Annotated in this window: 25 protein-coding genes; 19 read left to right on the top strand and 6 right to left on the bottom strand. The window is 45.2% G+C overall.

Annotated features, from left to right (window positions below; all coding sequences use genetic code 11):
• The gene (locus tag MKY95_RS09760) at window positions 1-279 is read left to right on the top strand and encodes a type II toxin-antitoxin system RelE/ParE family toxin (protein ID WP_047842291.1); all 279 of its coding nucleotides are present in this window, start codon (window positions 1-3) and stop codon (window positions 277-279) included.
• 139 nt (window positions 280-418) lie between these two features.
• Here the strand turns inward: MKY95_RS09760 and MKY95_RS09765 are convergent, their stop codons facing one another.
• Entirely contained in the window at window positions 419-1855 is a 1437-nt protein-coding gene (locus tag MKY95_RS09765) for a SpoVR family protein (protein WP_076252399.1), read from the bottom strand.
• A complete protein-coding gene (yhbH, locus tag MKY95_RS09770; protein WP_076318326.1) occupies window positions 1852-3021 on the bottom strand; it encodes a sporulation protein YhbH in 1170 nt (389 codons plus the stop codon). Before yhbH ends, MKY95_RS09765 begins: the two co-directional genes overlap by 4 nt.
• A gap of 309 nt (window positions 3022-3330) precedes the next feature.
• Here yhbH and MKY95_RS09775 point away from each other — a divergent pair, with 309 nt between their 5' ends.
• The 10 genes from MKY95_RS09775 (at window position 3331) to MKY95_RS09820 (ending at window position 13549) form a co-directional block, all read left to right on the top strand.
• Window positions 3331-4665, top strand: a complete 1335-nt coding sequence (locus tag MKY95_RS09775) for an MFS transporter (protein WP_076318327.1) — start codon at window positions 3331-3333, stop codon at window positions 4663-4665.
• A gap of 424 nt (window positions 4666-5089) precedes the next feature.
• On the top strand, window positions 5090-6358 hold the full coding sequence (locus tag MKY95_RS09780; RefSeq protein WP_076318328.1) for a sulfotransferase: 1269 nt from the start codon (window positions 5090-5092) through the stop codon (window positions 6356-6358).
• Window positions 6355-8286, top strand: coding sequence for an asparagine synthase-related protein (locus MKY95_RS09785; protein ID WP_036609989.1), 1932 nt, complete (start codon window positions 6355-6357; stop codon window positions 8284-8286). Before MKY95_RS09780 ends, MKY95_RS09785 begins: the two co-directional genes overlap by 4 nt.
• Before the next feature lie 65 nt (window positions 8287-8351).
• Window positions 8352-8486, top strand: a complete 135-nt coding sequence (locus tag MKY95_RS09790) for a paeninodin family lasso peptide (RefSeq protein ID WP_179088635.1) — start codon at window positions 8352-8354, stop codon at window positions 8484-8486.
• Between the two features lie 53 nt (window positions 8487-8539).
• Window positions 8540-8677 carry a paeninodin family lasso peptide gene (locus MKY95_RS09795; RefSeq protein WP_174806426.1) on the top strand — a complete coding sequence of 46 codons (138 nt, stop codon included), beginning with the start codon at window positions 8540-8542 and terminating at the stop codon, window positions 8675-8677.
• A 138-nt stretch (window positions 8678-8815) separates the two neighbouring features.
• Window positions 8816-9763, top strand: coding sequence for a hypothetical protein (locus MKY95_RS09800; RefSeq protein WP_053061507.1), 948 nt, complete (start codon window positions 8816-8818; stop codon window positions 9761-9763).
• On the top strand, window positions 9760-10059 hold the full coding sequence (locus MKY95_RS09805) for a lasso peptide biosynthesis PqqD family chaperone (RefSeq protein WP_017689560.1): 300 nt from the start codon (window positions 9760-9762) through the stop codon (window positions 10057-10059). The genes MKY95_RS09800 and MKY95_RS09805 overlap by 4 nt, the downstream gene beginning before the upstream one ends.
• Window positions 10060-10063: 4 nt before the next feature.
• The gene (locus tag MKY95_RS09810) at window positions 10064-10546 is read left to right on the top strand and encodes a lasso peptide biosynthesis B2 protein (RefSeq protein ID WP_017689559.1); all 483 of its coding nucleotides are present in this window, start codon (window positions 10064-10066) and stop codon (window positions 10544-10546) included.
• A 52-nt stretch (window positions 10547-10598) separates the two neighbouring features.
• Window positions 10599-11732, top strand: coding sequence for a nucleotidyltransferase family protein (locus MKY95_RS09815; RefSeq protein ID WP_256721285.1), 1134 nt, complete (start codon window positions 10599-10601; stop codon window positions 11730-11732).
• Complete coding sequence (locus MKY95_RS09820; protein ID WP_179088658.1) at window positions 11732-13549, top strand: ABC transporter ATP-binding protein; 1818 nt, start codon at window positions 11732-11734, stop codon at window positions 13547-13549. Before MKY95_RS09815 ends, MKY95_RS09820 begins: the two co-directional genes overlap by 1 nt.
• A gap of 79 nt (window positions 13550-13628) precedes the next feature.
• Here the strand turns inward: MKY95_RS09820 and cysC are convergent, their stop codons facing one another.
• A complete protein-coding gene (gene cysC / locus MKY95_RS09825) occupies window positions 13629-14267 on the bottom strand; it encodes an adenylyl-sulfate kinase (protein WP_017689556.1) in 639 nt (212 codons plus the stop codon).
• Window positions 14268-14474: 207 nt separating this feature from the next.
• On the opposite strand from cysC, the gene MKY95_RS09830 reads away from it, so the two are divergent.
• Window positions 14475-14885, top strand: a complete 411-nt coding sequence (locus MKY95_RS09830; RefSeq protein WP_339198440.1) for a hypothetical protein — start codon at window positions 14475-14477, stop codon at window positions 14883-14885.
• A 97-nt stretch (window positions 14886-14982) separates the two neighbouring features.
• Window positions 14983-15762 (top strand): delta-lactam-biosynthetic de-N-acetylase, encoded by a 780-nt coding sequence (pdaA, locus tag MKY95_RS09835; RefSeq protein ID WP_036669871.1) that lies wholly within the window; start codon window positions 14983-14985, stop codon window positions 15760-15762.
• A gap of 200 nt (window positions 15763-15962) precedes the next feature.
• Here pdaA and MKY95_RS09840 read toward each other — a convergent pair whose 3' ends face one another.
• Together MKY95_RS09840 and MKY95_RS09845 are read right to left on the bottom strand one after the other, a co-directional pair.
• Window positions 15963-16811 carry a DegV family protein gene (locus MKY95_RS09840; RefSeq protein ID WP_076318333.1) on the bottom strand — a complete coding sequence of 283 codons (849 nt, stop codon included), beginning with the start codon at window positions 16809-16811 and terminating at the stop codon, window positions 15963-15965.
• Between the two features lie 104 nt (window positions 16812-16915).
• Window positions 16916-17386: a hypothetical protein gene (locus MKY95_RS09845; RefSeq protein ID WP_339198443.1), complete on the bottom strand. Its 471-nt coding sequence runs from the start codon at window positions 17384-17386 to the stop codon at window positions 16916-16918.
• Between the two features lie 287 nt (window positions 17387-17673).
• Between MKY95_RS09845 and MKY95_RS09850 the strand changes: the two genes are divergently transcribed.
• Window positions 17674-18060, top strand: coding sequence for a DUF423 domain-containing protein (locus MKY95_RS09850; protein WP_017689551.1), 387 nt, complete (start codon window positions 17674-17676; stop codon window positions 18058-18060).
• A gap of 124 nt (window positions 18061-18184) precedes the next feature.
• Here the strand turns inward: MKY95_RS09850 and MKY95_RS09855 are convergent, their stop codons facing one another.
• Window positions 18185-18757: a hypothetical protein gene (locus tag MKY95_RS09855; RefSeq protein ID WP_036609959.1), complete on the bottom strand. Its 573-nt coding sequence runs from the start codon at window positions 18755-18757 to the stop codon at window positions 18185-18187.
• Window positions 18758-19026: 269 nt separating this feature from the next.
• On the opposite strand from MKY95_RS09855, the gene MKY95_RS09860 reads away from it, so the two are divergent.
• The 5 genes from MKY95_RS09860 to MKY95_RS09880 all read left to right on the top strand — a co-directional run bounded on the left by MKY95_RS09860 (window position 19027) and on the right by MKY95_RS09880 (window position 24656).
• Window positions 19027-21738 carry a hypothetical protein gene (locus MKY95_RS09860; protein ID WP_339198446.1) on the top strand — a complete coding sequence of 904 codons (2712 nt, stop codon included), beginning with the start codon at window positions 19027-19029 and terminating at the stop codon, window positions 21736-21738.
• 5 nt (window positions 21739-21743) lie between these two features.
• Complete coding sequence (locus MKY95_RS09865; protein WP_339198449.1) at window positions 21744-22502, top strand: hypothetical protein; 759 nt, start codon at window positions 21744-21746, stop codon at window positions 22500-22502.
• Window positions 22503-22648: 146 nt separating this feature from the next.
• Entirely contained in the window at window positions 22649-23410 is a 762-nt protein-coding gene (locus tag MKY95_RS09870; protein WP_076318336.1) for a hypothetical protein, read from the top strand.
• Window positions 23411-23428: 18 nt separating this feature from the next.
• A complete protein-coding gene (locus MKY95_RS09875; RefSeq protein WP_076318337.1) occupies window positions 23429-23971 on the top strand; it encodes a hypothetical protein in 543 nt (180 codons plus the stop codon).
• Between the two features lie 64 nt (window positions 23972-24035).
• The gene (locus tag MKY95_RS09880) at window positions 24036-24656 is read left to right on the top strand and encodes a hypothetical protein (protein WP_076318338.1); all 621 of its coding nucleotides are present in this window, start codon (window positions 24036-24038) and stop codon (window positions 24654-24656) included.
• Window positions 24657-24671 lie beyond the last annotated feature (15 nt).

Below are 24671 nucleotides of genomic sequence, written 5' to 3' on the forward strand. Positions count from 1 at the left end.
ATGGTTCAATGGACCGCCACGGCAATGAACCGACTTCGCCAGATCAAAAGCGAACATTTTACAGATCAAGAAACGATGGAATACAAAATGAATCTCATTCGCCGTGTTGAAGAGAAGATCGTTACTATGGGAACAATGTTGCCGTCTCGTGAGTACCGCAACACGTACTACTGTTTCGTGGATCGATACGTTGTATCTTACAAGCTGTTGGACAACGGTGAGCGATATGTAATCACTTCATTTAAGCATGGTGCAATGAAACGTAATTTTAAATATTAATTATGAAATGCCAAGCGGCAAGTCCCCGTGTATGTCGGGGACTTGCCGCTTTTTTTATGTCTTATCTTTTATTAATCATTAAACTCATCCATGATAAGCACATTTATATTTTCGTTTCCTATAATGATAATCGAAAACCTTACATAAACTTGCGGTGGTGTTTCTTGCCATCATACGTAAACCAGATCGGTTTATCCTCGACACGTGTCTCCACATGCACGGTACGTCCCCAGAGGCGATACAGATAAGGCAGAGTGCGTTCCATATATTTCAGATCCAACTCAATGCCTTCATATTGATGCTTGAGCACGAGTTCCCCTGTCCGCAGATAATCAGCATCTTGCACGACCAAGTAAGGGGAGCCACCGTTGACACGTGAAAATACGAGCTGATCCCGTATGTTCTCCCAGGACTTGTCGGTGATTTTCCAGTCCGGGCCTTTTTTCTCAAATACGTAGAGGTCCAGATCCTCAGTTAATTGCTTGGTCATGTAATTGCGGATAAAGGAGGTATCGGAATCGAATTCACGCACCTCGAACATTTTGGCACGACCTTGGCCTGGTTTGCGGCCCCAACGTTCCTGTTCTTCACGGGTTGGGTTATCCCAGCGCCGTTCAATATCCTCAAAGATCTTCAGTCCCAAATAATATGGATTCAGACTTTGTTTGGATGGCTGCACCACGGAGGAGTTGAGTTTGGCAAATTCGATCGTATCCTCACTGTTCAGATCAAGTTCACGGATAATGCGTTGATGCCAGTAGGATGCCCAGCCTTCGTTCATGATTTTGGTTTCCATCTGTGGCCAGAAATATAACATCTCTTCACGCATCATACTCATGATATCCCGTTGCCAGTCGGTCAACACTTCCGAGAATTCCTGAATAAACCACATGACATCCTTCTCCGGTTCAGGCGGAAAATGATGAACCTGAATACCTTCAGCGGGTGCTTCTTCGGTCTGCACGTCATCAAGTGACCACAGATCATCATAGCGGCCTTCCGGCCGTGGTTTTTTCTCACCGCGCTGCTCCCGCATTTTCATCTCCATGTAGCGTTGTTTGTCCAAATGCCGGGGTTTAATCAGCTGTGGGTCCACATGTTCCTGAATTGCGATCACGGCATCGATAAATGCTTCAACCGCTTCCGTTCCGTATTCCATCTCATAATTGCTGATCCGATCCGCCGTAGCGGCCATGCTTTCGACCATATTACGGTTGGATTTAGAGAAGCGGGCATTGTTTTTGAAAAAATCGCAGTGTGCCAATACGTGGGCTACGATCAATTTGTTCTGAATCAGGGAATTTCCATCCAGCAAGAAGGCATAACAAGGGTTGGAGTTGATGACAAGCTCATAAATTTTGCTGAGTCCAAAATCGTATTGCATTTTCATCTTATGAAATGTTTTGCCAAAGCTCCAGTGGCTGAATCTGGTCGGCATGCCGTAGGCTCCAAATGTATAAATAATATCCGATGGGCAGATTTCGTACCGCATGGGGTAATAGTCCAGACCAAAACCATTGGCAATCTCCATAATCTCGGCAATAGCGTATTCTAGGTCGCGGATCTCATCTGTCATCTAACGCTGCCTCCTTCCCGTTTCTGGAAAAAGCTGCGCAAAGCTTTGTACACTTCGCCTTTTTCTTTGATCACATAATACATGAACTGATCCATCTTGATATGACGGTAAGCCGACATCAGTGTGCTGCTGCGGTTGTACTGATTCACTTCGCCGTATCCAAACATATTGCTACGTTTCATTAACTCGCCGATCAGCTTCACACACCGTTCGTTATCCGAGGTCAGATTATCCCCGTCAGAGAAGTGAAAAGGGTAGATGTTGTAGCTGGAAGGTGGATACCTACTGTCAATAATATCCAGTGCCTTCATATATACAGAGGAGCAGATGGTGCCTCCGCTCTCGCCACGGGTAAAGAACTCTTCTTCGGTTACTTCCTTGGCTTCCGTATGATGGGCGAGGAAAACAATCTCAACTTTCTCATACTGACGGCGTAGAAAACGGGTCATCCAGAAGAAAAAGCTGCGCGCGCAGTATTTCTCAAACGAACCCATGGACCCGGATGTATCCATCATGGCAATGATAACGGCATTGGATTGTGGAATGATTTTGTCTTCCCATGTCTTGTAGCGCAGGTCGTCTGGACTGATGTGGTGGATGCCTGGGTTACCAGTCGTTGCATTGCGACGCAGATTCTCCAGAATGGTACGTTTCTTGTCAATATTGGACTGCATGCCTTTTTTGCGAATATCGTTGAAAACTACCGTATGTGTCTCAATCAGGTCTTTGTCTTTCTGCTTCAGATCGGGTAATTCCAGCTCAGCGAAGAGCATATCTTCCAATTCCTCAATACTAACTTCGGCTTCCACAATATCATGACCAGGCTGATCACCAGCTTTTTCTCCTTTGCCGGGTTTCTGCGAAGCAGAGGGATCCCGACCGATGACGTCTCCGACCTGACTGTCACCGTCTCCTTGACCGACATGTTTTTGCTTCTGGTAGTTATACACAAAACGGTACTCATCCAGACTGCGGATTGGTACCTTGATGATTTGTTTTCCATCAGACATGATGATGTTTTCTTCCGTAATCAGATCAGGCAGATTCTGCTTGATGACATCTTTCACCTTTTGCTGATGGCGCTGTTGGTCCTGGTACCCTTTGCGGTGAAGCGACCAATCTTCCTTCGACACAACGAACGAGTAAGGCTGGTGTGAATTTGACATGTAGGCACCCCCCATTGATTACGCGGCACAGTTTGGCCTGTCGGTAATTAAGTATATTCACGGGCGAGGACGATATGTGATGAGAGTGGATATAAAATGATACAATTACGCAAGTTCACCTCAGAGGTAAGGTGAGTCGTAAGAACAGAACTGCACCATTTTTTACAGAAATAGTGAACAAGTGTGATATCCTTCCTTTACAATAGGAGAAAGACATCGATCTGGCATCTAATAGAGGTTGTTCAAAAAGTCCACTTAGACTTGTTGAACTCGCACTAATATAGAGATGCATGTAAAGGAAGGATTTATGTGAATAAAAAGGCGATCAAGGCTTGGATTATGTATGATTGGGCCAACTCGGCTTATGCAACAACAGTACTGGCCGCAGTACTGCCTGTATTCTATGCTTCGGTGGCTGCAGCAACACTGGATACGGACACCGCCGCCTCCTACCTGGCCTATACACACTCCATTGGCATGTTGTGCGTAGCTCTGCTAACACCGTTGCTAGGCACGCTAGCTGATTTGTCAGGACGGAAGGGCGACTTCCTGCGTGTATTTGCAATTATAGGCGTCCTTGCCACATTGGGATTCAGCGCAATCGGTGAAGGGGACTGGTTCCTTGCTTCCGCGTTGCTGGTCATATCTACGATTGGTTTTGCAGGTGGTAATACCTTTTACGATGCAATGCTGCCAGATCTGGTACCTGTGGAACGAAGAGACATGATATCCTCCAAAGGTTATGCCTATGGTTATATTGGAGGAGGTTTGCTGCTTGCGGTGAACCTGCTGATGATTCAGCAACCGGGCTGGTTCGGGATGAGCAGTACACTGGCAGGCACAAGACTTGCTTTTATCTCCGTCTCGTTGTGGTGGTTGCTGTTCTCGATACCGATCTTCCGCCATGCTCCGAGACGGCCTGCATCACCGGAGCTGCCCGGAACGTGGACAGGGTATGCTGCGGTGGGCGTGCGCAGACTGCGGCAAACCTTTCGTCAGATGCGGCGTTTTCCCCAGTTAATCCGCATGTTGGTGGCTTTCTGGTTTTTTAATGACGGCATTAATACCATCATTCTAATGGCTACGATCTATGGGACAAGTATAGGCATAGGCACAGCCGACCTGATGCTCGCGCTACTGTTAACCCAGTTCATCGGGTTCCCGTGTACATTGTTACTGGGAGCATGGGCACAGCGTTGGGGAGCAAAGCAGGTATTAATCGTTAGCTTATCGGTCTACATATGTATTGTGATTCTCGGTTATTTCATGACACAAGCGATCCACTTCTATGTGCTCGCCGGGCTGGTTGGTGTCGTGCAGGGTGTGAGTCAATCCACAGCGCGTTCCCTGTTTAGCAATCTGATGCCAGCAGGCAGAACAGGAGAGTATTTTGGTTTTGTGAATATTACAGGCAAATTCTCTTCAATCTTTGGTCCATTTGTGTTTGGTTATGTTGGGCAGATCACGGGTTCCACGCGTTGGGGCATTCTGTCGCTGATCTTCTTTTTCATCGCGGGCATTGCTGTATTGTTAACCGTGAAGGTACAGAGGGGGATGCAGGATGTTACACGGGCAGATCAGGAAGAAGAGCGAAATGGGAGCGTCGGAGCTCCTGGGAAAAGTTCGAATGTAAGGTTTACCTGATGGTTGTTCACCCGTTTTCATATTAAGTTTCTCAACGGATTACGTATGGCTTCAGGCATTGTTCCTCACAGAACATGTCTGGAGCTTATTCGCGTTTGTGCAATCAGAACATAATTGATCCATGAATAAGTGCTTAAATGACAGACAGCAGAATACAGTGAAAGAGTATCAATTTATGAAAAGGTGAAAATAAAAGATTGACATGATACATTTTGTATCATAGAGTAAAACTATAAATACATATTGTATCTGAGAGTTGTCGAATGTAATCATGTGTTTTGCTTCATTCCCGGGTGAACTTCCGACGGAATATTGCAAAATGCTGACCTATAGCGTGCATATTACTCGTTTTGCCAAACACAAAGGTAGAGTCTGGTCTATCCCAGCTACACATTTATACTAATGAACAGAGGAGAGGCTGCCATTGATCGATGCTCAAGGTAACGGACTTGTTTTCTTACTATGTGTTCCCCGTAGTGGTAGTTCCTTATCCACCGTAATGCTGCAAAATCATAGTCGTATATTTGCCACCCAGGAAATGTGGTTTCTGATGAATCTTGTCGATTTACCCAAGGCTGATTCACGTGCTTACGGTGGCAGCTCCATCATGCGCCAGTTCTACAATGCCATGGTATCTGAGGATGTCTTCGAGAAGGCGTGCAACAGTTTTGCTCTTGAAATCTACAATGGATTCCTGGAGGGGAGCGGAGCAGACTTCGTCGTTGATAAATCTCCGCGTTATTATTACATGCTGGAATGGCTGGATCGTCTGTTCCCACAGTCCAAGCGCATTCATCTCCAGCGTAATCCTCTGGCCGTAGCAGCATCATTCAAAAAGGTAAACCGCCATACAGGAGAAGGATTCGACCTGATTCATAGTCTGCAGAGTCCCAAATTAAATATGAAATCCGTAGATCTCACACTTGGGATGCTCCGCTTGAATGATTATTTTGCCAAACCCCACTCCAATGCGTATGAATTGCAATATGAACGATTGGTTTCCAATCCGCAAGAAGAACTTGAGAAACTATGTGCGTTTCTGGGAATTCGATATGAACAGGGAATGGAGCAGTATGGACAGTTTCTGGACAGTGCCAAGTCTGACATGTTCTACAGTATGGGCGTGGGTGATCCTTTCCTCTCTTCGCATCAAGAGGCACATCAGGGTTCTGTTAACAACTGGAAAAACATATTAGAACGACATGAAGTTGAACTGTATTGCCGTGTGATGGGGGCAGATCTGTTCCACCAGATGGGATACAGTGAACAGCTCGCAGAAGCCGAACAATGGACGGGTGTACATTATGATGCAAGTCCGGATCAAGAGGTCATTGACCGAATCACGCATCAGTTGACAGCAGCGACCGGTTGCCAGTGGCAACCACAATACCGAATGCAACCGGCAGATTCTGTCGTTCATGATCCGGTTGGGAATCGTAATGACCCAGTTGTCGAAGAACCGGAAAAGACAGACCCGACGCTAGCTGCACTGGTAACGATCAGACAGCTGCAAGCCGCATTACGTGCAGCAGATCATCGTCTGGAACGGGGTTACAGTGAGCGAGAACGCTTGAAAGTCCAGCTGGCTTCTGCTCAAAGCAAAATACAGCGTATCAAATCATGGGTACCATTTGGTCATCAGATCAGCGCATGGGCTTCACAGCGCAAGATTCTACGGGGAGGCAAGTCATGAGCGCCATAGCAGGAATTGTTCACAACGATGGTCAGCAGGCGCTATGGGAAGACAGCTGGCGTCTGTACGCAAGCCTGGGGCATGTCCCTGCGGATACAACAGGAGTGTGGAAAGGCAATGAGGCGTTCCTCAGCTGTCATGCCCAATGGATTACACCAGAATCGGTTAGCGAGAAGTTGCCTTTATATGATGAGGAAAGTGGTCTGACCATCACGGCAGATGCCATTCTGGATAACCGGGAACAACTGGCAGATCAATTACAAATATCTAGAGCTGAACTGGCTATGTTGGCGGATAGTGAATTGATCTTGCGTGCCTATCAGCGCTGGGGAGACGATGTAGCCGTCCGATTGCTGGGGGATTTTGTATTCGCGATATGGGATGAGCGGAATCGAAAACTGTATGCAGCGAGAGACATTACAGGCATGAGAGCTTTTTATTACCGACATGATGGTTCACGTTTTGCTTTCTGCACACTGATGAATCCGTTGCTCGGGCTTGAAGGGGTACATAAAGAACTTGATGAGACCTGGCTGTCCGAATTCCTTGCCATTCCTGACATGCATGATTCAGCAGATATCAATTCAACTGTATATCGGGGAATAAGCCAGCTGCCTTCTGCACATACACTTGTCTTCCGGGATGGGAGACTGGAGCTGAAGCAATATCATCGCTGGAATGAAGTGGAACCTCTAAGGCTTAAATCCGATGGCGAGTATGTAGAAGCGTTTCGGGAGGTCTTTGGGCAGGCGGTTGGATCACGATTGCGAACGCACAGACAGGTGGCTGCTGCATTAAGTGGCGGACTGGACTCGGGAGCCGTGGTTGGTTTTGCTTCCGGAACACTGAGAAGTCAGGGCAAACGGCTGCAGGCCTATAGTTATGTTCCCGTACCCGATTTCACAGATTATACGTCGAAAACGTTGCTCGCAGACGAACGGCCCTTCATACGTTCCACGATTAATCATGTCGGCAATATCACAGAGAACTACCTCGATTTTGAAGGCAGAAGTCCACTCAGTGAAGTAGATACCTGGCTCGACATTATGGAAATGCCCTATAAATACTTTGAAAATTCATTCTGGATTCGCGGATTCTATGAAAAAGCGAGCCAGCAAGATGCAGGCATCCTGCTCACAGGGGCACGTGGTAATTTCACCATCTCCTGGGGACCGGCTCTGGATTATTACGCCAGTCTACTGAAAAGTGGCCGCTGGTACCGCTGGTTCCGTGAGATGCAGCAGTATAGTGAACGAACGGGCATGCCTTTCTCACGTATAGCCAAGATCACCGGGAAAAAGGCATATCCGGATTGGTTCAAGGCTCAGTCCAAAGGAGCCAGCCAGGCCGCATCCGTACAATTGATCCATCCTGACTTTGCGCAGAGAACGGGTGTACTGGAAAGACTCAAATCCATTATTGTTCTGCAGGGCGGTGCCCAGGCTGATGCACTCAAAGTACGTGCCGAGAAATTCAATAACCTGGCCATCGCCAACAAAAACGGTGCTGTAGCTACGAAATGTTCTCTGCGTTACCGCGCTTGGGAACGTGATCCGACAAGTGATGCCAGAGTCATCCGGTTCTGTCTGTCCGTTCCGATTGAACAATATGTGAAACAAGGGACGGATCGTTCATTGATTCGCCGGGCTACTTCACCGGAGTTGCCTGACAAGGTCAGACTGAATCAGCGGGTACGGGGTGTGCAGCCTGCAGATTGGTTACATCGTATCATTCCGAATTGGGATGCCTTTACCGCTGAGTTACGTGCTTTGTGTTCTGACAGCAAGGTCGCTGGCATATTAAACACGGAGCGTATCAAATCCGCCCTGGCCAACTTTCCAAGTCCGAGACCAGAGCTTGCTTCACATCCAGATCTGCGATTGATGATGCATAGTCTGATCGTCTATCGGTTCATTCGGAAATTCTGATATAGCCCGGTGAACTGTGGGCCCGGATTTTTCTTACAATTGACTCATGATAGGAGGTGAATACGATGCAAATGGAAAAAAAGGAATGGCAAGAACCAGCACTGGAAATATTGGAAGTCAACCAAACAATGGCGGGCACAGGTTACAAACATATCGACTGGGTTACGGTTCACGATGCGGATCTCTACGGAACTAGTTAGAAAGCTTTACCATATGCCATCATACTTAGAAGTGCGAAAAGGAGGTGAATACGATGCAAATGGAAAAAAAGGAATGGCAAGCACCAGCTCTTGAAGTGTTGGAAGTCAATCAAACAATGGCCGGTACTGGCTACAGACAAATTGACTGGATCACGGTTCACGATGCGGATCTGTACGATCCAACTTCCTAAGTTGTTTAGTTTTATGAAGTGTCATCATACTTAAAGGGCGGAAATGCAACAAATCCAGCTTTTCGCCTCCGCCCTTATATTGAGCAACATGAATATAAGGGCTTTTTTTACATTTTATTACGAAGGAGGCGTCGTTCATTGTTGCCTGTGCATTATGTGGCGTATGGTCTGCGCTGGTCGAGTCAAATTCGAATGCCTGAACTACAGATCGCACCCAAGGATGCAGAGACTGATTTTGATGTCGTGGATGTGCACATCGAGTCTTCAGATCTGACCCTATTGTGGGAGGGTTGGGATGTAGGCAACGACAACTTTGTGGCACGAGAGGGCAGTCTTTTTTTCAAAATCGAAGATACAGGTCTGTTTCTAATGGAACAAGGAAAGCGCATTGTTGTATCCCCTCAGCCAGGAGCGGATGAGAAAAAGGTCAGATTATTCATCCTGGGCACCTGTATGGCGGTCATTATGATGCAGCGTGGCATCCTTCCATTGCATGGCAGTGCAGTGGTTATTGATGGCTGGGCTTACGCATTTGTCGGACATTCGGGAGCAGGCAAATCGACGTTGTCGGCTGCACTGGCATCACGCGGATATCCGCTTCTCACCGATGATGTTGTTGCACTGACCTGGGATGCCGGAGGAAGAGCTATTGTATCACCTGGTTACCCGCAACAGAAGTTATGGCAACCCAGTCTGGACGGCTTCGGCATGAAGGAGCAGGATTATGCAACGGTTCACGCGGAGATTACAAAGTATGCGATACCTGTTCAGCACTATTTTCATGAGATGGCCGTACCACTAGGTGGAATATTCGAACTTGCTCCACAACCGGAGGCAAACCATACATCTGTTCAACTGGTGGAAGTGACGGGGCTAGAACGACTGCATCTGTTATGCTCGCATACGTTCCGTGGTGGACTCGTTGCAAGACAGGGGCTGGCACAATGGTTGTTTGAGACGGCTTCAAGACTTTCAGCAAGTGTGGAGATTGGCAGATTGGTCAGAACGGGTGCTGAGTTTACAGCATTTGAGATGGTGGATCGGATCACAGATCATATACGTAAAGGAGTGCATACAGGACAATGACAGCAACTACGCCGATGAATGTGGAAGACCGGGTAACCCGGAAGGAAGGCAATCTGGTCAGTGATATGGGCAGTGAGAAAGTCATGATGAGCATTAGCTCTGGAAAATACTATAATCTCGGGAGTACCGGTGGACGAATCTGGGACCTGATCGCAGAAGAACGCACGCTGGGTGAAGTTGTTGAGGTACTTGCTGCGGAGTATGAGATTGAGCCAGATGTATGTCGTGAGCAGGTGGTGCAATTCCTGGAACATCTGTCCCGTGAAGGTTTAATCGACGTTACTCGCGGAGTGTAGAAACATGTTGCGAAAAATAAAGGCTTATCTCTCGCTCCCGCGGTCGATGCGTCGACTGGTATGGGAGGCCTATATCCTCCTTGGCTGGGCACGCATACAGAAGGCTATGCCATTCGCTAAAATCGCGCCAGGGCTGGGTACGCCTATGGTAGAAACACCGATGACAGGACTCGAACGCAGCGAGGTCATCACTATACGGAATATTTCCAAAGCAATTTCGCTCGCCAGCAAATATACGTTATGGGAAAGCCGCTGCCTTGTAATGGCGATTGCCGGGATGAAGATGCTTGAGCGACGCAAGATAGAGAGTACGTTATATATGGGGACTGCACGGAATAAGCAAGGACATATGATGGCTCATGCCTGGCTGCGAAGTGGTAAATTGATCGTGACCGGAGCTGATACTATGGACCAATATACGGTTGTCGGTGTGTTTGGCAAACGGTGTCCGGAGAAGGGATCTGGGGAGATTGTCTATGATACATGAAAGTGAACTCTATTCATCAGGGTTTCCGAAGGAGCTTAAGCTGATTTTGAGCATGATTAGAGGTGATCTGACGGCTCTATCCCCTGAAGAACTCAAGGCGGGTTTGCAAGGAACCGATTGGCAACTTTTTCTGCGGCTTGTCTATCATCACCGTTTATACTCTGTCCTTTATGTGAAAATGAAAGAATTCAACTCTGCAATCATTCCTGCAGATGTTATGGAGAGTCTGAGACAACAATATACGGTCAATACGTTCCGCATGTTACATCTAACAGCTGAAATGGAGCAGGTGTGTGGTGCTTTTCGTGAACGCGGTATCCGCAATATTACACTAAAGGGACCAGCGCTCGCCCATGATCTCTATGGCGATGTATCGATGCGAACCTCCAAAGACCTGGATATCCTGATTCCGTTTGATGATGTGGAAGCGGCTGAAGGCATTCTGGCTACCCTCGGATATGTATCCAAGGAAGGGGAGCGGGCACCTACGGTGCGCAGCTGGAAATGGCGGGAACATCATATCTGTTACATCCATCCGGTCAAAAGGACTCAAGTGGAGATCCATTGGCGCTTGAACCCGGATTCGGGCAAAGAAACCGATTTTGAATTGCTGTGGAAACGCAGCCGGTTCAGTTCATACACACAGACACCTGTCCGTATGCTCGAACAAGAAGACCTATGGGCTTATCTCGTAACCCATGGTGCACGACACGGCTGGTTCAGACTGCGCTGGTTACTGGATATCGACCAGATGATCCGCAGCATGCCACTTGATGTGAAGAAATTAGAGAGACGTCTGAAAGCGGAGGGGCGTTTATCGATCGGTTCGCAGGCTCTTCACTTAGCCTCAGATCTGTTGAATACGCCGCTGGATGTAGAGTACAGGTCCTTGATGTCCTTAAGTGACCGTACAGGCAAGCGATTAGCCAACGAAGGCGCAAAGTTCATGAACGACATGCTGGAAAGTCCGGCTGATATGAAGTCTTATCAATCGTATTTGTTTAAACTTCGAAGTACAAAACAGAAATGGTTTTTCTTTATTGAACGTTTATATCCAAGTACATGGGATGTGGATCAATTGCCACTTCCACGTTCTTTGTTTTTTCTATACTTTCCGTTACGTCCGTTTCTCTGGTTCTGGCGGCGAATTAAAAGGTATACGGTGACGGAAAGGGGTAAAGTATGATCTCGGAATTAAGGTATTTCATGCGAAAGTTGCATCATGTCACGGGGCCCATCTTATATTGGAATCTGCTAGGGATGATCTGTATCAGTCTCATGGAAGGGATCGGTATCTACATGCTTGTTCCGATGCTGAGTCTGATTGGCATATTTGAGATGGGCTCCACAGGCTTAAACATTCCCTGGATTGGCGAAGTACTGAATCGTTTTTCTGAAAATAGCCAATTGTTACTCGTATTGTTCACCTTTGTGTTGATTGTCTCCGGACAGGCCTGGATGCAGCGTCTCCAGACGATCCGTAATACTCGAATCCAACAGCAATTTGTACGAACGCTGCGCATGGAAACCTATGGTGCTATTATTATGGCGCAATGGTCATTTTTTCTCCAAAAACGAAAATCCGATTTTAACCATATATTAACGACTGAACTTGCACGTGTGAGCCAGGGAACGAGCATTATGCTGCAAATGGCAGCCTCTCTGATCTTTACGGGCATTCAGATCGGTCTTGCTTTCTGGTTATCCGCCAAGCTGACGGCACTTGTGCTGGTCTGTGGATTGGTATTATTTATCGTCTTACGAAAATTCGTCAAGCGCGCCAAGCAGATCGGGGACCAGACCTCTGAATTCTCGCAAAGTTATTATAACGGCATTACCGAGCATTTCAACGGCATTAAGGATATTAAGAGCAACATGCTTGAGCGCTCCCACATGAACTGGTTTGAGCGCATGTGCAGACAGATAGAACGCAATGTCATTCAATTTAGCCAATTGAACAGTGGAACACAGCTAATTCACCGGATGTCCGCGGCAATCATTATTGCGGCATTCATCTATCTTTCTCTCCGTGTAATGACGGTGCCACCCGCAAGCCTGCTGCTCATCATCCTAATCTTTTCCCGCTTATGGCCAAGGTTTACGGCAATTCAGTCCAATCTGGAGTACATCAGCTCCATGCTGCCTGCATTTCGGGTAGTCAGAGAATTACAAGCGCAGACGGCGAAGAGTCGTGAGATTAGTGAAGAGATTGCTTCGGCAGGAGACGTTGGAACTGATGGGATTCAACCTATGGAACTGAAGGGATCTATCACCTGTGAGGATGTCTGCTATCGCTATGAGGGAAGTGATGCTTACTCATTGAGAAATGTGCAATCTTCGATTCCAGCAAGGGGTATGACCGCAATTGTGGGGAAATCCGGAGCAGGCAAAAGCACGCTGATAGATCTGATTATGGGCCTTGTGAGGCCTGAAACTGGTCGTATTTTGATTGACGGTGTTCCTCTGTCAGAAGAACGATTATTGAGCTGGCGAAGTTCCATCGGATATGTCTCCCAAGATCCATTCCTGTTTCACACAAGTATTCGTGAGAATCTGCGTCTGGTTGATCCAAATGCAAGTGAAGAACAGATGTGGCAGGCTTTGCAATTTTCCTCCTCTGCGGCATTTGTACGGAAGCTGCCTCAAGGTCTGGATACGATTATTGGTGATCGGGGCATTCGTCTATCCGGGGGCGAACGTCAGCGATTGGTGCTTGCCCGGGCTATGTTGCGTAATCCTTCTGTATTGGTACTGGATGAAGCAACGAGTGCGCTGGATAGTGAGAATGAACAGTACATTCATGAGGCGCTGGAACGGTTAAAAGGACATGTGACCATTATTGTGATTGCACACCGATTGTCTACGATTCGGACGGCAGATCGTGTAATTGTACTTGATGAAGGTCGGGTGATTCAAGAGGGCGGGTACCAGCAGTTATCTACTGATCCGGTAGGGACGTTCAGCAAACTTTTGAACATGCAAGCAGGTGTTGTGGGGCAGTAAGTCGGTTATGACATAACGTAAAGAGGCGCGCCACGATGGGCGCGCCTTTCATGTAAGTAGTTAGTATAATGAGCAAGAATTAATGAACGAGGGCTGTTTTCGTAGGAAGTGGCAGTTGAAGAGCACCGATCTGCTCCAAATGCTGTACGATCTCTTGCACGGCTTCCTCAATGGACCATTGCTCTGTATCGATGATAAATGAAGGAGATTTGGGTACATCATAGGGGGCGGAAATGCCTGTGAAATGCGGGATGTCACCATTGCGTGCTTTTTTGTATAGACCCTTGGGATCACGACGCTCACATTCTTGAATTGAACAGCGCACATAGATTTCAATGAAATCATCTGGTTCAAATAACTGTCTAACCATCTCCCGATCCTGTTCATGAGGAGAGATAAAAGCCGAAAGTACAAACAACCCGGCATCTACCATTAACTTTGATACTTCACCAATTCGCCGCAGATTTTCTTGACGATCCCCTGCTGTAAAACCGAGATCACGGTTCAGTCCATGACGTACATTATCCCCGTCCAGAACATAACAGCGTACGCCTTGATCGTAGAGATACTGCTCCAGGGCAAATGCAAGGGATGACTTTCCTGCACCTGATAACCCGGTAAACCATATGGCACGACTATGGTGCCCATTATGCTTCTCCCGGTCTTGCCTGTTGATGCTGGATGATTGCCAGGTTATGTTGCGCTCTTCCTTCGACATGAGTATCCCGCCTTTTCCCTACCATGATATGTATAATATTTTAACATATTTACAAGATTATAGCACCTTACAGATTTCTTCAAAATAAGCGTGAATCGACAAAATATCGGGTATAGATGTAGTACATACATAAGCATTATGCATATATCCAAGGAGTATTTTGAATCGAATGATGCAAAATGCTCACATAGCAGGAGGAACAATGTCATGAACAAAAACATACAAAACATACAAGTTGGGTTCAAATGCCCGGATTGCCAGCAGGATATCCGAGCGGAATTTATAGATGAACAGGTCAGCACGGTTCGTTGTAAAGGTTGTGACAGAGCGTATACACTTTTGAAGCCAACCATCGGTGATGAGATTCTACTGGATTGGGAGCAGGAGGCTTTGTATCACAAGCTGAGGGCAGAGCGGTCTGAACTGGATAATCACAATATGTCGGCCTTGATTATCAAAGTTATCGAGTTGCTTACATGGCGTGATCGGGGAGATGGACAGACCCGTGCCATACAGACCGTGAGGGAATGGCTTGCTTCCAGTGGCGAACCTCAGACCTTACTTGAATTGTTCCATCAATCTCCGCCACAACCTGAAAATAAACGTTTCGATCGTTAATGATTTACATACATTAGCCGTTCCTGTGGCATATTACCTGAAGGTGTTCGTGTGTGCAAACGACTAACCGAATTTTTCAGGAACAGGAGCGGATAGAATGAAGCGAATGGTTCTATATATACTGTTGGGACTGTTATCCATCAGTATGGTACCGGCACAGACTGAAGCATCACCGGTTACCGGAGCGTATCACTTTGGCTTCAAAAAAAGTCAAAACGGTCAACTGCCCTCCATTGATCAGGAAGGCTTCAAATCAATCTTACAACATAACGATGCCATTTTCCTGGGGGATACAAAACAGAAGGAATTGTATCTCACGTTTGATAACGGGTATGAGAATGGATTCACACCTGCCATACTGGATGTTTTGCGTACCAAGAAGGTGCCAGCTGCTTTCTTTGTGACAGGTCATTATCTGAAAGATCAGCCTGAGTTGGTCAAACGTATGGCGGCTGAAGGTCATATTGTCGGTAATCATTCATGGAGTCATCCGGATATGACCCGCATCTCCAATGAAAAGCTTAGAGAGGAACTTGAGAAGGTCAAGACGGAGGTCAACCGGCTGACCGGTCAACAAGCGACCTTTTTACGGCCACCGCGTGGAATTTTTAACAATCGTACGCTTGCAGAGAGTCATGCCCAAGGGTATGTGAATGTGTTCTGGTCTGTTGCTTATAAAGATTGGGATACCAATGTGCAGCGTGGCGCACAATATGCTCATCAACAGGTGTTGAAACAACTCCATCCGGGCGCTGTCATTTTGCTTCATTCAGTATCCAAAGATAACACGGAGGCTCTGGGTTCCATTATTGATGAGGCCCGCAAGCAAGGATATGCATTCAAAAGTCTGGATGATCTGCGGACCAAAAGTTATTGATCCATTATCATAATGAGCAATGGACCAAGTGTAGGTCATTCAAAAGTTTAGCAAAAATATTAAAGGGCATCCTGAGCGATTAAGCTCGGAATGCCCTTTTTAGTTTATAACGGTATGCCAGTCCAAGTATTGGATGTACCACATACAGATCCAGAAGAAAGGATTGGATTGGGTAATACGATACGATGTAACGTGTAATACTATAAAACAGTATTATAGATGATTCCAATCGTTTTCGGGCCGCAATGACTGCATACTACACAACCAGCAGTGGTTAGTTCAACTCGGGCACCCGTCTGTTCCTGTAAAGACTTCTTCAAGTCAAGCGCATCCTCTTCAGCCATGGTGTGCACAACAATCAGCAGGTCTGGATCGATCTGATCCTTCTGGCTGAGCGTATTATTCAGCATTTGTTCCAGAGCTTTCTCCCGTTTGCCGCGCACTTTATAAGCAGGTGCCATCTTGCCATCTGTTACCCGGATGACAGGACGAATCTTCAACAGGCTTCCAATCAGGTTCTGCATGCCCGAACAGCGTCCGCCTTTATGCAGATACTCTAGTGTATCGATAACAAACTCCGTGCGTACATTTGATTTCATCGCCTCAATCAGGTGTGTAATCTGAGTCAGGTTTTGTCCTTTATCAGCAGCATGAACAGCTTTCATCACCATCAGTGCAATTCCTGATGAGAGATTCTGTGAGTCAATGACCGATATTCGACCTTCCGGGAACTCGGAACTCGCTAGTCGTGCATTTTGATAGGTAGAGGAAAGTTCAGAAGATAAGCTGATATATAAAATCTCATCCCCTTGATCTATGTAAGGTTGAAATGCCGTTATGAAATCAGCAGGGGAAGGTGCAGCTGTTTTGGGAAGACGCCCATCTTGGCTAACACGTTCATATAGCTGTTCAGGCTTAATCTCAGCACCGTCTTTCAGTGATTCTTCACCGAACACGACATATAAAGGGATGATACCGATATCGTGCTGCTGGATCCATTCTGGAGCCAGATCACTTGTGCTGTCCGCAAAAATTTTGATTCGTGACATGTCAATCTCCTTTGAAAACAATGATTTTGGCAAAAAATATAGATTGTACTTATGTGTAAACCCATTCATTTTATTATAAGGAAACATGACGCTGATGCAAAGCGTTACATCAGCGTCATGCCTACCAAGATAAGTCCAACGAATAACAGAATCATGATCCCATTTAATATGGTTCCGATAATGGCAAAAACTTTCTTTCGATTCTTGAGGACAAGACCAATAATTCCGACGATGCCTCCGGCCAGATTGAGAATCAGGCAGACCAGAATGGCTAATGAAGCCAGAACCACTGCTGGATGCAAGGCGATCTCTTCTGTCTGCAACGGGGTGAGAACTCCGATGGACTCGTTTACAGCCATGGTGGCAATAAAGAATATCAAAATATAACCCAAGATTGCAACCAATCCAATGACAAAGCTGGCGATCCCAGGTCCGGAATGTTTCAGTGGTATCATTGGTTGCCTTTCATCATCTGGCGGGTATGCTTCATACCCATTGTTATTGTATGGATCTGCATGGCCAGGATTCTGATCCGTGTTGTTATAACCTGAATTATAGGAATCGCGATTATCCATAATGTTGACTTGCCTCCCTTAATCATCGTACTGAGTGTTATTAACCTAATCGATGAGTAATGATTCTCCTTTTAAAATACAACGATTACATACCTGTTTACTTTTCCATAATTATCGATAAAAATCAAGGATTTACGCCAGTTTTCTACGATATTTAGGGCAGGGATAGGATTGTTAAGTATAAACAGACATATGATCTTTGAAGCTCCGTCCAGACTGGTAAAGAAGGAGTGGATTCGCTACAATAATAGGTGTGAAGTGTAGTTGAATTAAGGGAGAGAACTTATATGCAACGTAGATGGATGATGCTTGGAGCTGTAATGACCATGCTGTCGGTGGCGATTGGTGCGTTTGGTGCTCACATGCTCAAGGATACGATTGGGCCGGCGGCCATAGCTACATATGAGACAGGTGTGCAATATCACATGATTCATGCATTGGCCTTGCTCATTATTGGCTTGACGGCTGGTCAACTTGGAGCATCGACAAAACTGAAGTGGGCAGCGCGTCTGTTGTTTATCGGAATTATCGTGTTCTCGGGCAGTTTGTATGTGCTTAGTATTTCTGGCATCAAGATTCTGGGTGCCATCACACCGATTGGTGGGGTAGCCTTCATTGCCGGATGGTTGTTATTGGCATTAGATGTATGGCAGCGAGGTAAGGATCGCTCCTGATCGGTCCAAATAAATCTCGGAGGGTTCAATCCTACATGAACCATTGAACTAAAAAAGCAACTTGCGTTAGAATGTCCCGTCATTCTAACGCAAGTTGCTTTTTGTTTTAATCTGATGAAGTTAGTTACAGAAACTCATCGATTTCATTGGTACGGAACGTATACACCTGTTTTTCATCGACATGGTAGATGCTCACAATACTGGTATCACGATCAAAATTCAGAATACGGCAAGGAATGCTCTGATGTTTACCGTTTTTGTTATTGACAACAATACGGGTGAGTTTATTCTCTTTAATGAGCGTGTCAATCCACGCGTCAAACGAGTTTCCATCGGATACATTGGATGTTTGGGTGGCAGGCTTTTTCTCGCTAACCGGTTGTTCTTGTTGATTCTGTGTTTTGACTGGAGCAGGTGAGGCAGGTGTCTGAGCTGCAGTGGACGCCTTCTGTGCTGCGTTGGCTTTTTTGCGTTCGTTGTGAAGTGTGACGAAAGAGTCCTTCTTGGACTGGAGTGTCGCTTCAATAATTTTGCCTAGCTCTATGCCGGATTGAATCCGAAAGTCCGCAATTTGTTCTTCATTGTTTATGAACTCCAACAGGGACTGCAGTGCCAATGCATTTGAGCGGCTCTTAATAAGTATATCGACATTAAATAAAAAGCCGATGTCCTCTTGATTGGATAAGGTTTCTTTCATTCATCCCAGCCCCGTTAAAAATTATGTCAGCTCAAAAAAACGCTTCAATTCACTATATCATTAAAAAGGAAATTATCATAGTGCTAGAGACGCAGAAATATGCCGATTCGAGATGTATCTAGTCCCGGAGTGCCCCTTAAATTCTCTCCAGAATAGAACAAATATTCTTCTTTTTTCATCCCCTGATCGTCCTGTTTGCCTGCGCCAGTCGTGCGGGTCTACTCTATAATTTATTTAATCAGGACAGGAAGCAACAGGGGGAATCGGGAATGGGCAATGCATATCAGGATCGATTGAGATACGTTTATAAAATTACATCTTCCAGAATTAGAAAAGCGGATTATGATCTGCATCTTACTTATCAAGAAGCGACAGTAAATGGAGAAGTGGCATCTATTGGAAACCATCAGGTGTTTCGTTTTATAGATCGTATTCGAGGCACCAAGGAGAGGGAACAAGATCTGGCTAGAATCAAGCTGGAAATAGAGCGATTAAAAGCCTTGAAAACCAATGCTGAACATAAAAGAACAATGAAGAAATTGCATGAAGAACTGAAAAACCTGAAATTTGCCGATGATTACTTGCTGGTGGTCATTGAAAATAATAAAGACTATGATCGGCTGAATTCATCGAAAGCTTTCTCCATCAACGGCAAGAAATACAAGCGGTTATTGGCTACGACAGGTGGAGCCAAAAGTTCGACGGTCATCTATGTGAGTAAGGATATTCATTCGCTGTTGGAGAAAAGATTGAATAACGGCAGAGATCCCAATAAAGAGCTGGTTCCTGCCAAACTGGAGGCATATAAGGCCTTGGCTTGCAGTACAAGCACGCCTGTGTCACATCCCGAGCGGGTATTGGTTGTTCATGATTGTATAACTGAATTTGGTGCAGACATCATTCAGATTGATGATACCGAGACAGAATACCCTCGCATAGAGAGTAGGAAAAATGAGCCTATTCAGATGAATATGAGTGATGGGTTCGGTCTTATCTCTCCTGCACTTAGTGAACGATGGGCAACCGAGCTGGGACATGCATATATCCCGAGTGGATTTTGTATTCGTAATAGCTTCTGTAAAGGGATGGTCTTTACATTTGATTATCACGAATTTGCAGATCGAGTTGCAGGCAATGATATGGTGGACGATGCCTGGGGTAATCCTGTGGATATTCGAGAGGTAGACCTGATCATCACAACGTCCATGCTCAAACTATGGAGCTCATACAACAGTATCGACGATTACCTGTTATGTTGCGGTTATTATGGCTACACGTTCAGCGTAACGAAGGTTACACCCGAAGAACTGGAGGATGAGCGTCATTTAAATTACCAGTTTATTCAGTCACTCCAATTGGATGATAACGAGATTGGTGAACTTATTCGTCCCACAGTAGACTCGATTAAAGATGTGCTAGGTGAAGACTATCGCAAGGCACTGTTATTTCTCAAAGGAATTCACATCCATGAGAATGACTACAGCAATAGTCCAGATGATTATATCAAAGGGTTGATGGTAGACCCGCGACTTATAGATGATCCTTTTGTGCGCAACAAAATTCATACCTTAATACGTAAGCGAATGAATGAAGCCAAGATCGGAGTTCTAAGAGTGAAAGGCAATTTCAGCATTATATCTGGCGATCCCTATACATTGTGTCAGAGCATTTTTGGCTTGCCTTTAACAGGATTGCTGAGCTCGGGTGAGTTCTACTCCAGATATTGGAATGAACACCATGTGGACCGCGTAGCTTGCTTCAGAGCTCCGATGACTTGTCATAACAATATCAAGGTGCTTCGTTTTCAAAATACAGATGAGATGCAGCATTGGTATCGCTATATGAACACGGTCACGATCTTAAATTCATGGGATACGACGACACATTCCTTAAATGGTGCAGATATGGATAGTGATCAGGTCTTAACTACAGACAACCACACAATTCTTGGGGCAATTCAGGAGCTTGATGCGATTGTATGTGTACAGAAAACCTCAGCCCAAAAAATTCCGGATGAGAAGGATCTGATTCAGGCTAACAAAGACAGCTTTGGTGATCTGATCGGTTTTACAACGAACAAAATCACGTCGATGTTTGATGTATTAGCCAATTATGAGGAGCATAGTGCAGAATATCAGGAAATGATGTACCGAATTCAATGTGGTCAGCATTATCAACAAAATGCCATTGATCAGGCTAAAGGTATTGAATGTAAAAAAATGCCGAAGCACTGGTATGATATTCGCGCTGCGGTAACGGACGAGTCTGCCTTGAAAATGGTAGCACACAAGAAGCCTTATTTTTTCATATACAATGACCCGGAGCAGAAAAAAGAATATACCACCTATGTAGAAAAAACGAGTCAGAAGTGCTTGCAGTTATTTGGCATGACTGTGGATGAGTTGTATTCGAAGAAGGAGCTATCTCCGGATCAGGAACAGTTCCTGGCACAGTATGAACAGAGAATGCCTGTATCCACGGCACCATCTGTGATGAACCGGTTATGCCATCAAGTGGAAGATGAGTTCAACAAGTTAAAGCTAAAACAGTCCGAGAGTCCATTTGATCATACGATATTGATGAGTACCAAAAAATACTCACAAGCTCGTTACAAAGAGATTCAACGTTTATATCAGATGCATAACGAAGAGCTACGTAGCTATATGACTAACTTGCGCAAGAGTAAGGTGAAAAAGGAAGAAAGATCTGCCCGATGGCAGTTGTTTGTTTCACGTTTCAAGGAGCAGGCGCTGGAGATCTGCAATAACGAAGAAGATTTGTGCAATATGATTGTGGACATGTGTTATCGAAATGCGGAGAAATCAAAGCAATTTGTATGGGATGTCTCCGGGGATCAGATTATTCGCAATCTATTGCTCCGCAATGATCACATCATCCATTATCCGGTTAGAGACCGGGACGGCGATATTGAGTACGCGGGAAAAACCTTTAAAATGACCCAAATGCATGTGAAGGAGTAGCGCCCTTGAAAATCATTCTGAATGAACGTCATCATGCCGAGCAAGCAATTGCACATGGGAAAATGGATAAGAAGCCAACCAAAACGTTGATTTGTTTAGCTAAATACGGGCTTCAACAAGGGAAGAACGCCGAAGATGCATATGTGTTGTTAAATCAGTTTATGACCAAGTATTATCCAGACTACAATGCTGTCCAGTGGGATACATTTCTCAATCGTATCATTAAGCAGTCTCAGAAGTATATCAAGATAAGGGAGGAGGCAAGCAAGAGCACGTTAATCGAGATTGATCATGTACCTGTAACGCACGAAGAACTTCAAAAGATCAAACAACTTAAAAGTAAACGACTCGAGAAATTGGCCTTTGTTTTACTGGTCTACAGCAAGATTAATAATCGAATCAATGAAAATGATACGTACTGGATTAATCATGAATGGAAAGAAATCTACGGTGATAGTCAAATGGCCGTAAGCAAAAAAGATCAGGGGTTATTGGTGCACAAACTTATTCAGTTAGGGTATCTCAAAGAAAGTAAACGCGTCGATTCAACTAATGTACAGGTTTTGTTCGCTGCGGAGCATGGTGAGGTTGCCTTCCAGTTAGTTCGCTTCGATGACTTTGTGCTGGAGTACTCTCGCTGGAAAGGAGAAAATATTAAAAATTGTACCGTATGCGGAAAACGGATGCTTGCAAAATCGAATCGAATGAAATACTGCAAGGAGTGCAAAAAAGCTGGCATTAGTCCAATTAGAAAACTTCTCTAAAGCCAGACACAGCAATGTTTTGCATGGTTGTTCAAGAATTTCTTTAATGATAAGCCAGAGACAGGTTTCCTAGTTATGGGGGAGGTATCAACTTGGAAGCCGTCTTATAAAGAAAATACGCTACATAACGCTTAGGTAGGTGAATTATGTCAAATGGGATAACTTTAGCACATGTAGAGTCTTTAATTAGAGAAGCGGTGAAACATAGCGGTCCCGGGCAGCCAGGAGATCCTGGCGAAACTGAACTCGCTATCAAGCGGGCACTGGAGGCTGCTGGGGAAGCCTTACAGGCTGCCGGAAAAGCAAAAGAGGCTTATCAGACGACTCGACTTGTGTATCAGAGTCCAGTTGCTGATTCTGAGGAGCTAAGTATGAAGTACCCTTCTCCTGAAATAGGCTGGACGGTACAGACGTATAAGGATGGTAAAAGATATCGTTTTGATGGACAGACATGGGTAGAGATTGATGTATTTGGTCAAAACCTTCAGGTCGTTAATTCCGATATGGATGGGCTCATGAGTACAGCTGAACACCTGAAATTAAATGAGATTCCGTTGGAAGTACAGGATCGGGTTATAGTCTTTTGCAAAGAATCACGGGTGTACCCGGAAGTACTGGGGATTTTAGCCCCATTTCCATTCGATGGCGAGATTTTACATGTAAAGGGCTACTGTGGAGTTTCTGGAGATACCGCGACTGAAATAAGAATTGAACGATCCAAGGATCTCATTCACTGGCAGGATGTGATGGGGAGTCCACTGAAATTTGAAGCATTTCAACATCAAGATGATGGTGAGGCTACATTTGAGGTGAGAAAAGTGGAGGCTGGAGATATCTTCAGAATCAACATCGTCGAAGCCGGTTCAAACATTCAACATCTTACGATTCAATTAACGATCAGAACATAAAAAAGGAGATGGATTATAATGACACAACCAATTATTTCATGGATGGATGCTACACATAGTAATGAGATTATTACCCCTTTTGACTACAAGGTTATTGATGCGGATAGCAAAAGTGATATTTTTATTTTCAATGTATGGAACAATAAGAATGGTGCTTCGGACGTATCTAAAATGGAAGATTGCACGATTACGACGCGAGATATGACTGGTGGTACTGGTGACACGGAGGCTCATGATGTAGAAGTGGTGAAGAATAACTGGTTCCACGTTCAGGTTGATTCCTTGGGGGAGACAGACCTGGAAGAAGAAAGTTCACGTATTGGTAAGGATTACTCGAAACCCATCGGAACAACAGGCAAGACAACCAAAGATCATACGGGAACTGCTTATGCAACACCATTTGCACCGGGACCGAAAGAAATCCTGGGCGTTAGTAACAATGGAAATCCTCAAGATGCGGCTGGTAACTATGTAACTCTATCCATTCAATGTGTAGTGCCGCTGAACGCGAAAAGTGGCAAGCAACAGTTCAAGAAACGTATTTCCTACCGTTACGTGTAAAAAAAGAAACAGTTATGGGACAGGCTATTGCAGCCTGTCCTTTTTATTAAAAGGGGGGAGTCCTATGATTCTAGGTAATACACAATTTACACGCTCACCTGTATCTCAAGCTTATGTATGGATTGCTGATTACTATGATGGTACTTATTTAAGCGAATTCGATTTGCAGACACAACAATCAAACAGTTTTTATACAATTAACAAGGAAAAGTTGGTCTCTTTTGGATTGATCGGGCAAGGATCTCACGTGTATCACAACGTTGCCAACGGTGTATTTCATATTAATGCAGATAGGTACTCTATATCATACATATGTGAAGAACAAGAATACCCGCTAACGGGTAGGACCTTTCTATACAGTGACATCATTCAATTCAAGAATGTTTCTTCAGATGTGAATATGAGTGGACATTCAGGTCCTGGGAGTTCGGGTGCTTTCTATAATACGATTGAATGTTTTAACTTCGGGTACAAAAAAATGATGAATTTGAACGATGTGCAGATTAATTTTCAATGTGTGTGTTCCCTGCCGTTGAAAGAAACTGCGTTTCTCCAAATTAAAATTACCTCAGATCAGGACCTGCCTGGGCAATTAGTTATTCGTAAAAATGGCTTTGTCATAGATCAAATCGTAGCCCCTCTGAAGGCAAATCATGCAGGAATCATAAACTGGGACATTTGTTGAGTTGGATTTTGAGAT

The organism is Paenibacillus sp. FSL P4-0176 (assembly GCF_037975265.1).
In the GTDB taxonomy this organism is placed as follows: Bacteria; Bacillota; Bacilli; order Paenibacillales; family Paenibacillaceae; genus Paenibacillus; species Paenibacillus amylolyticus.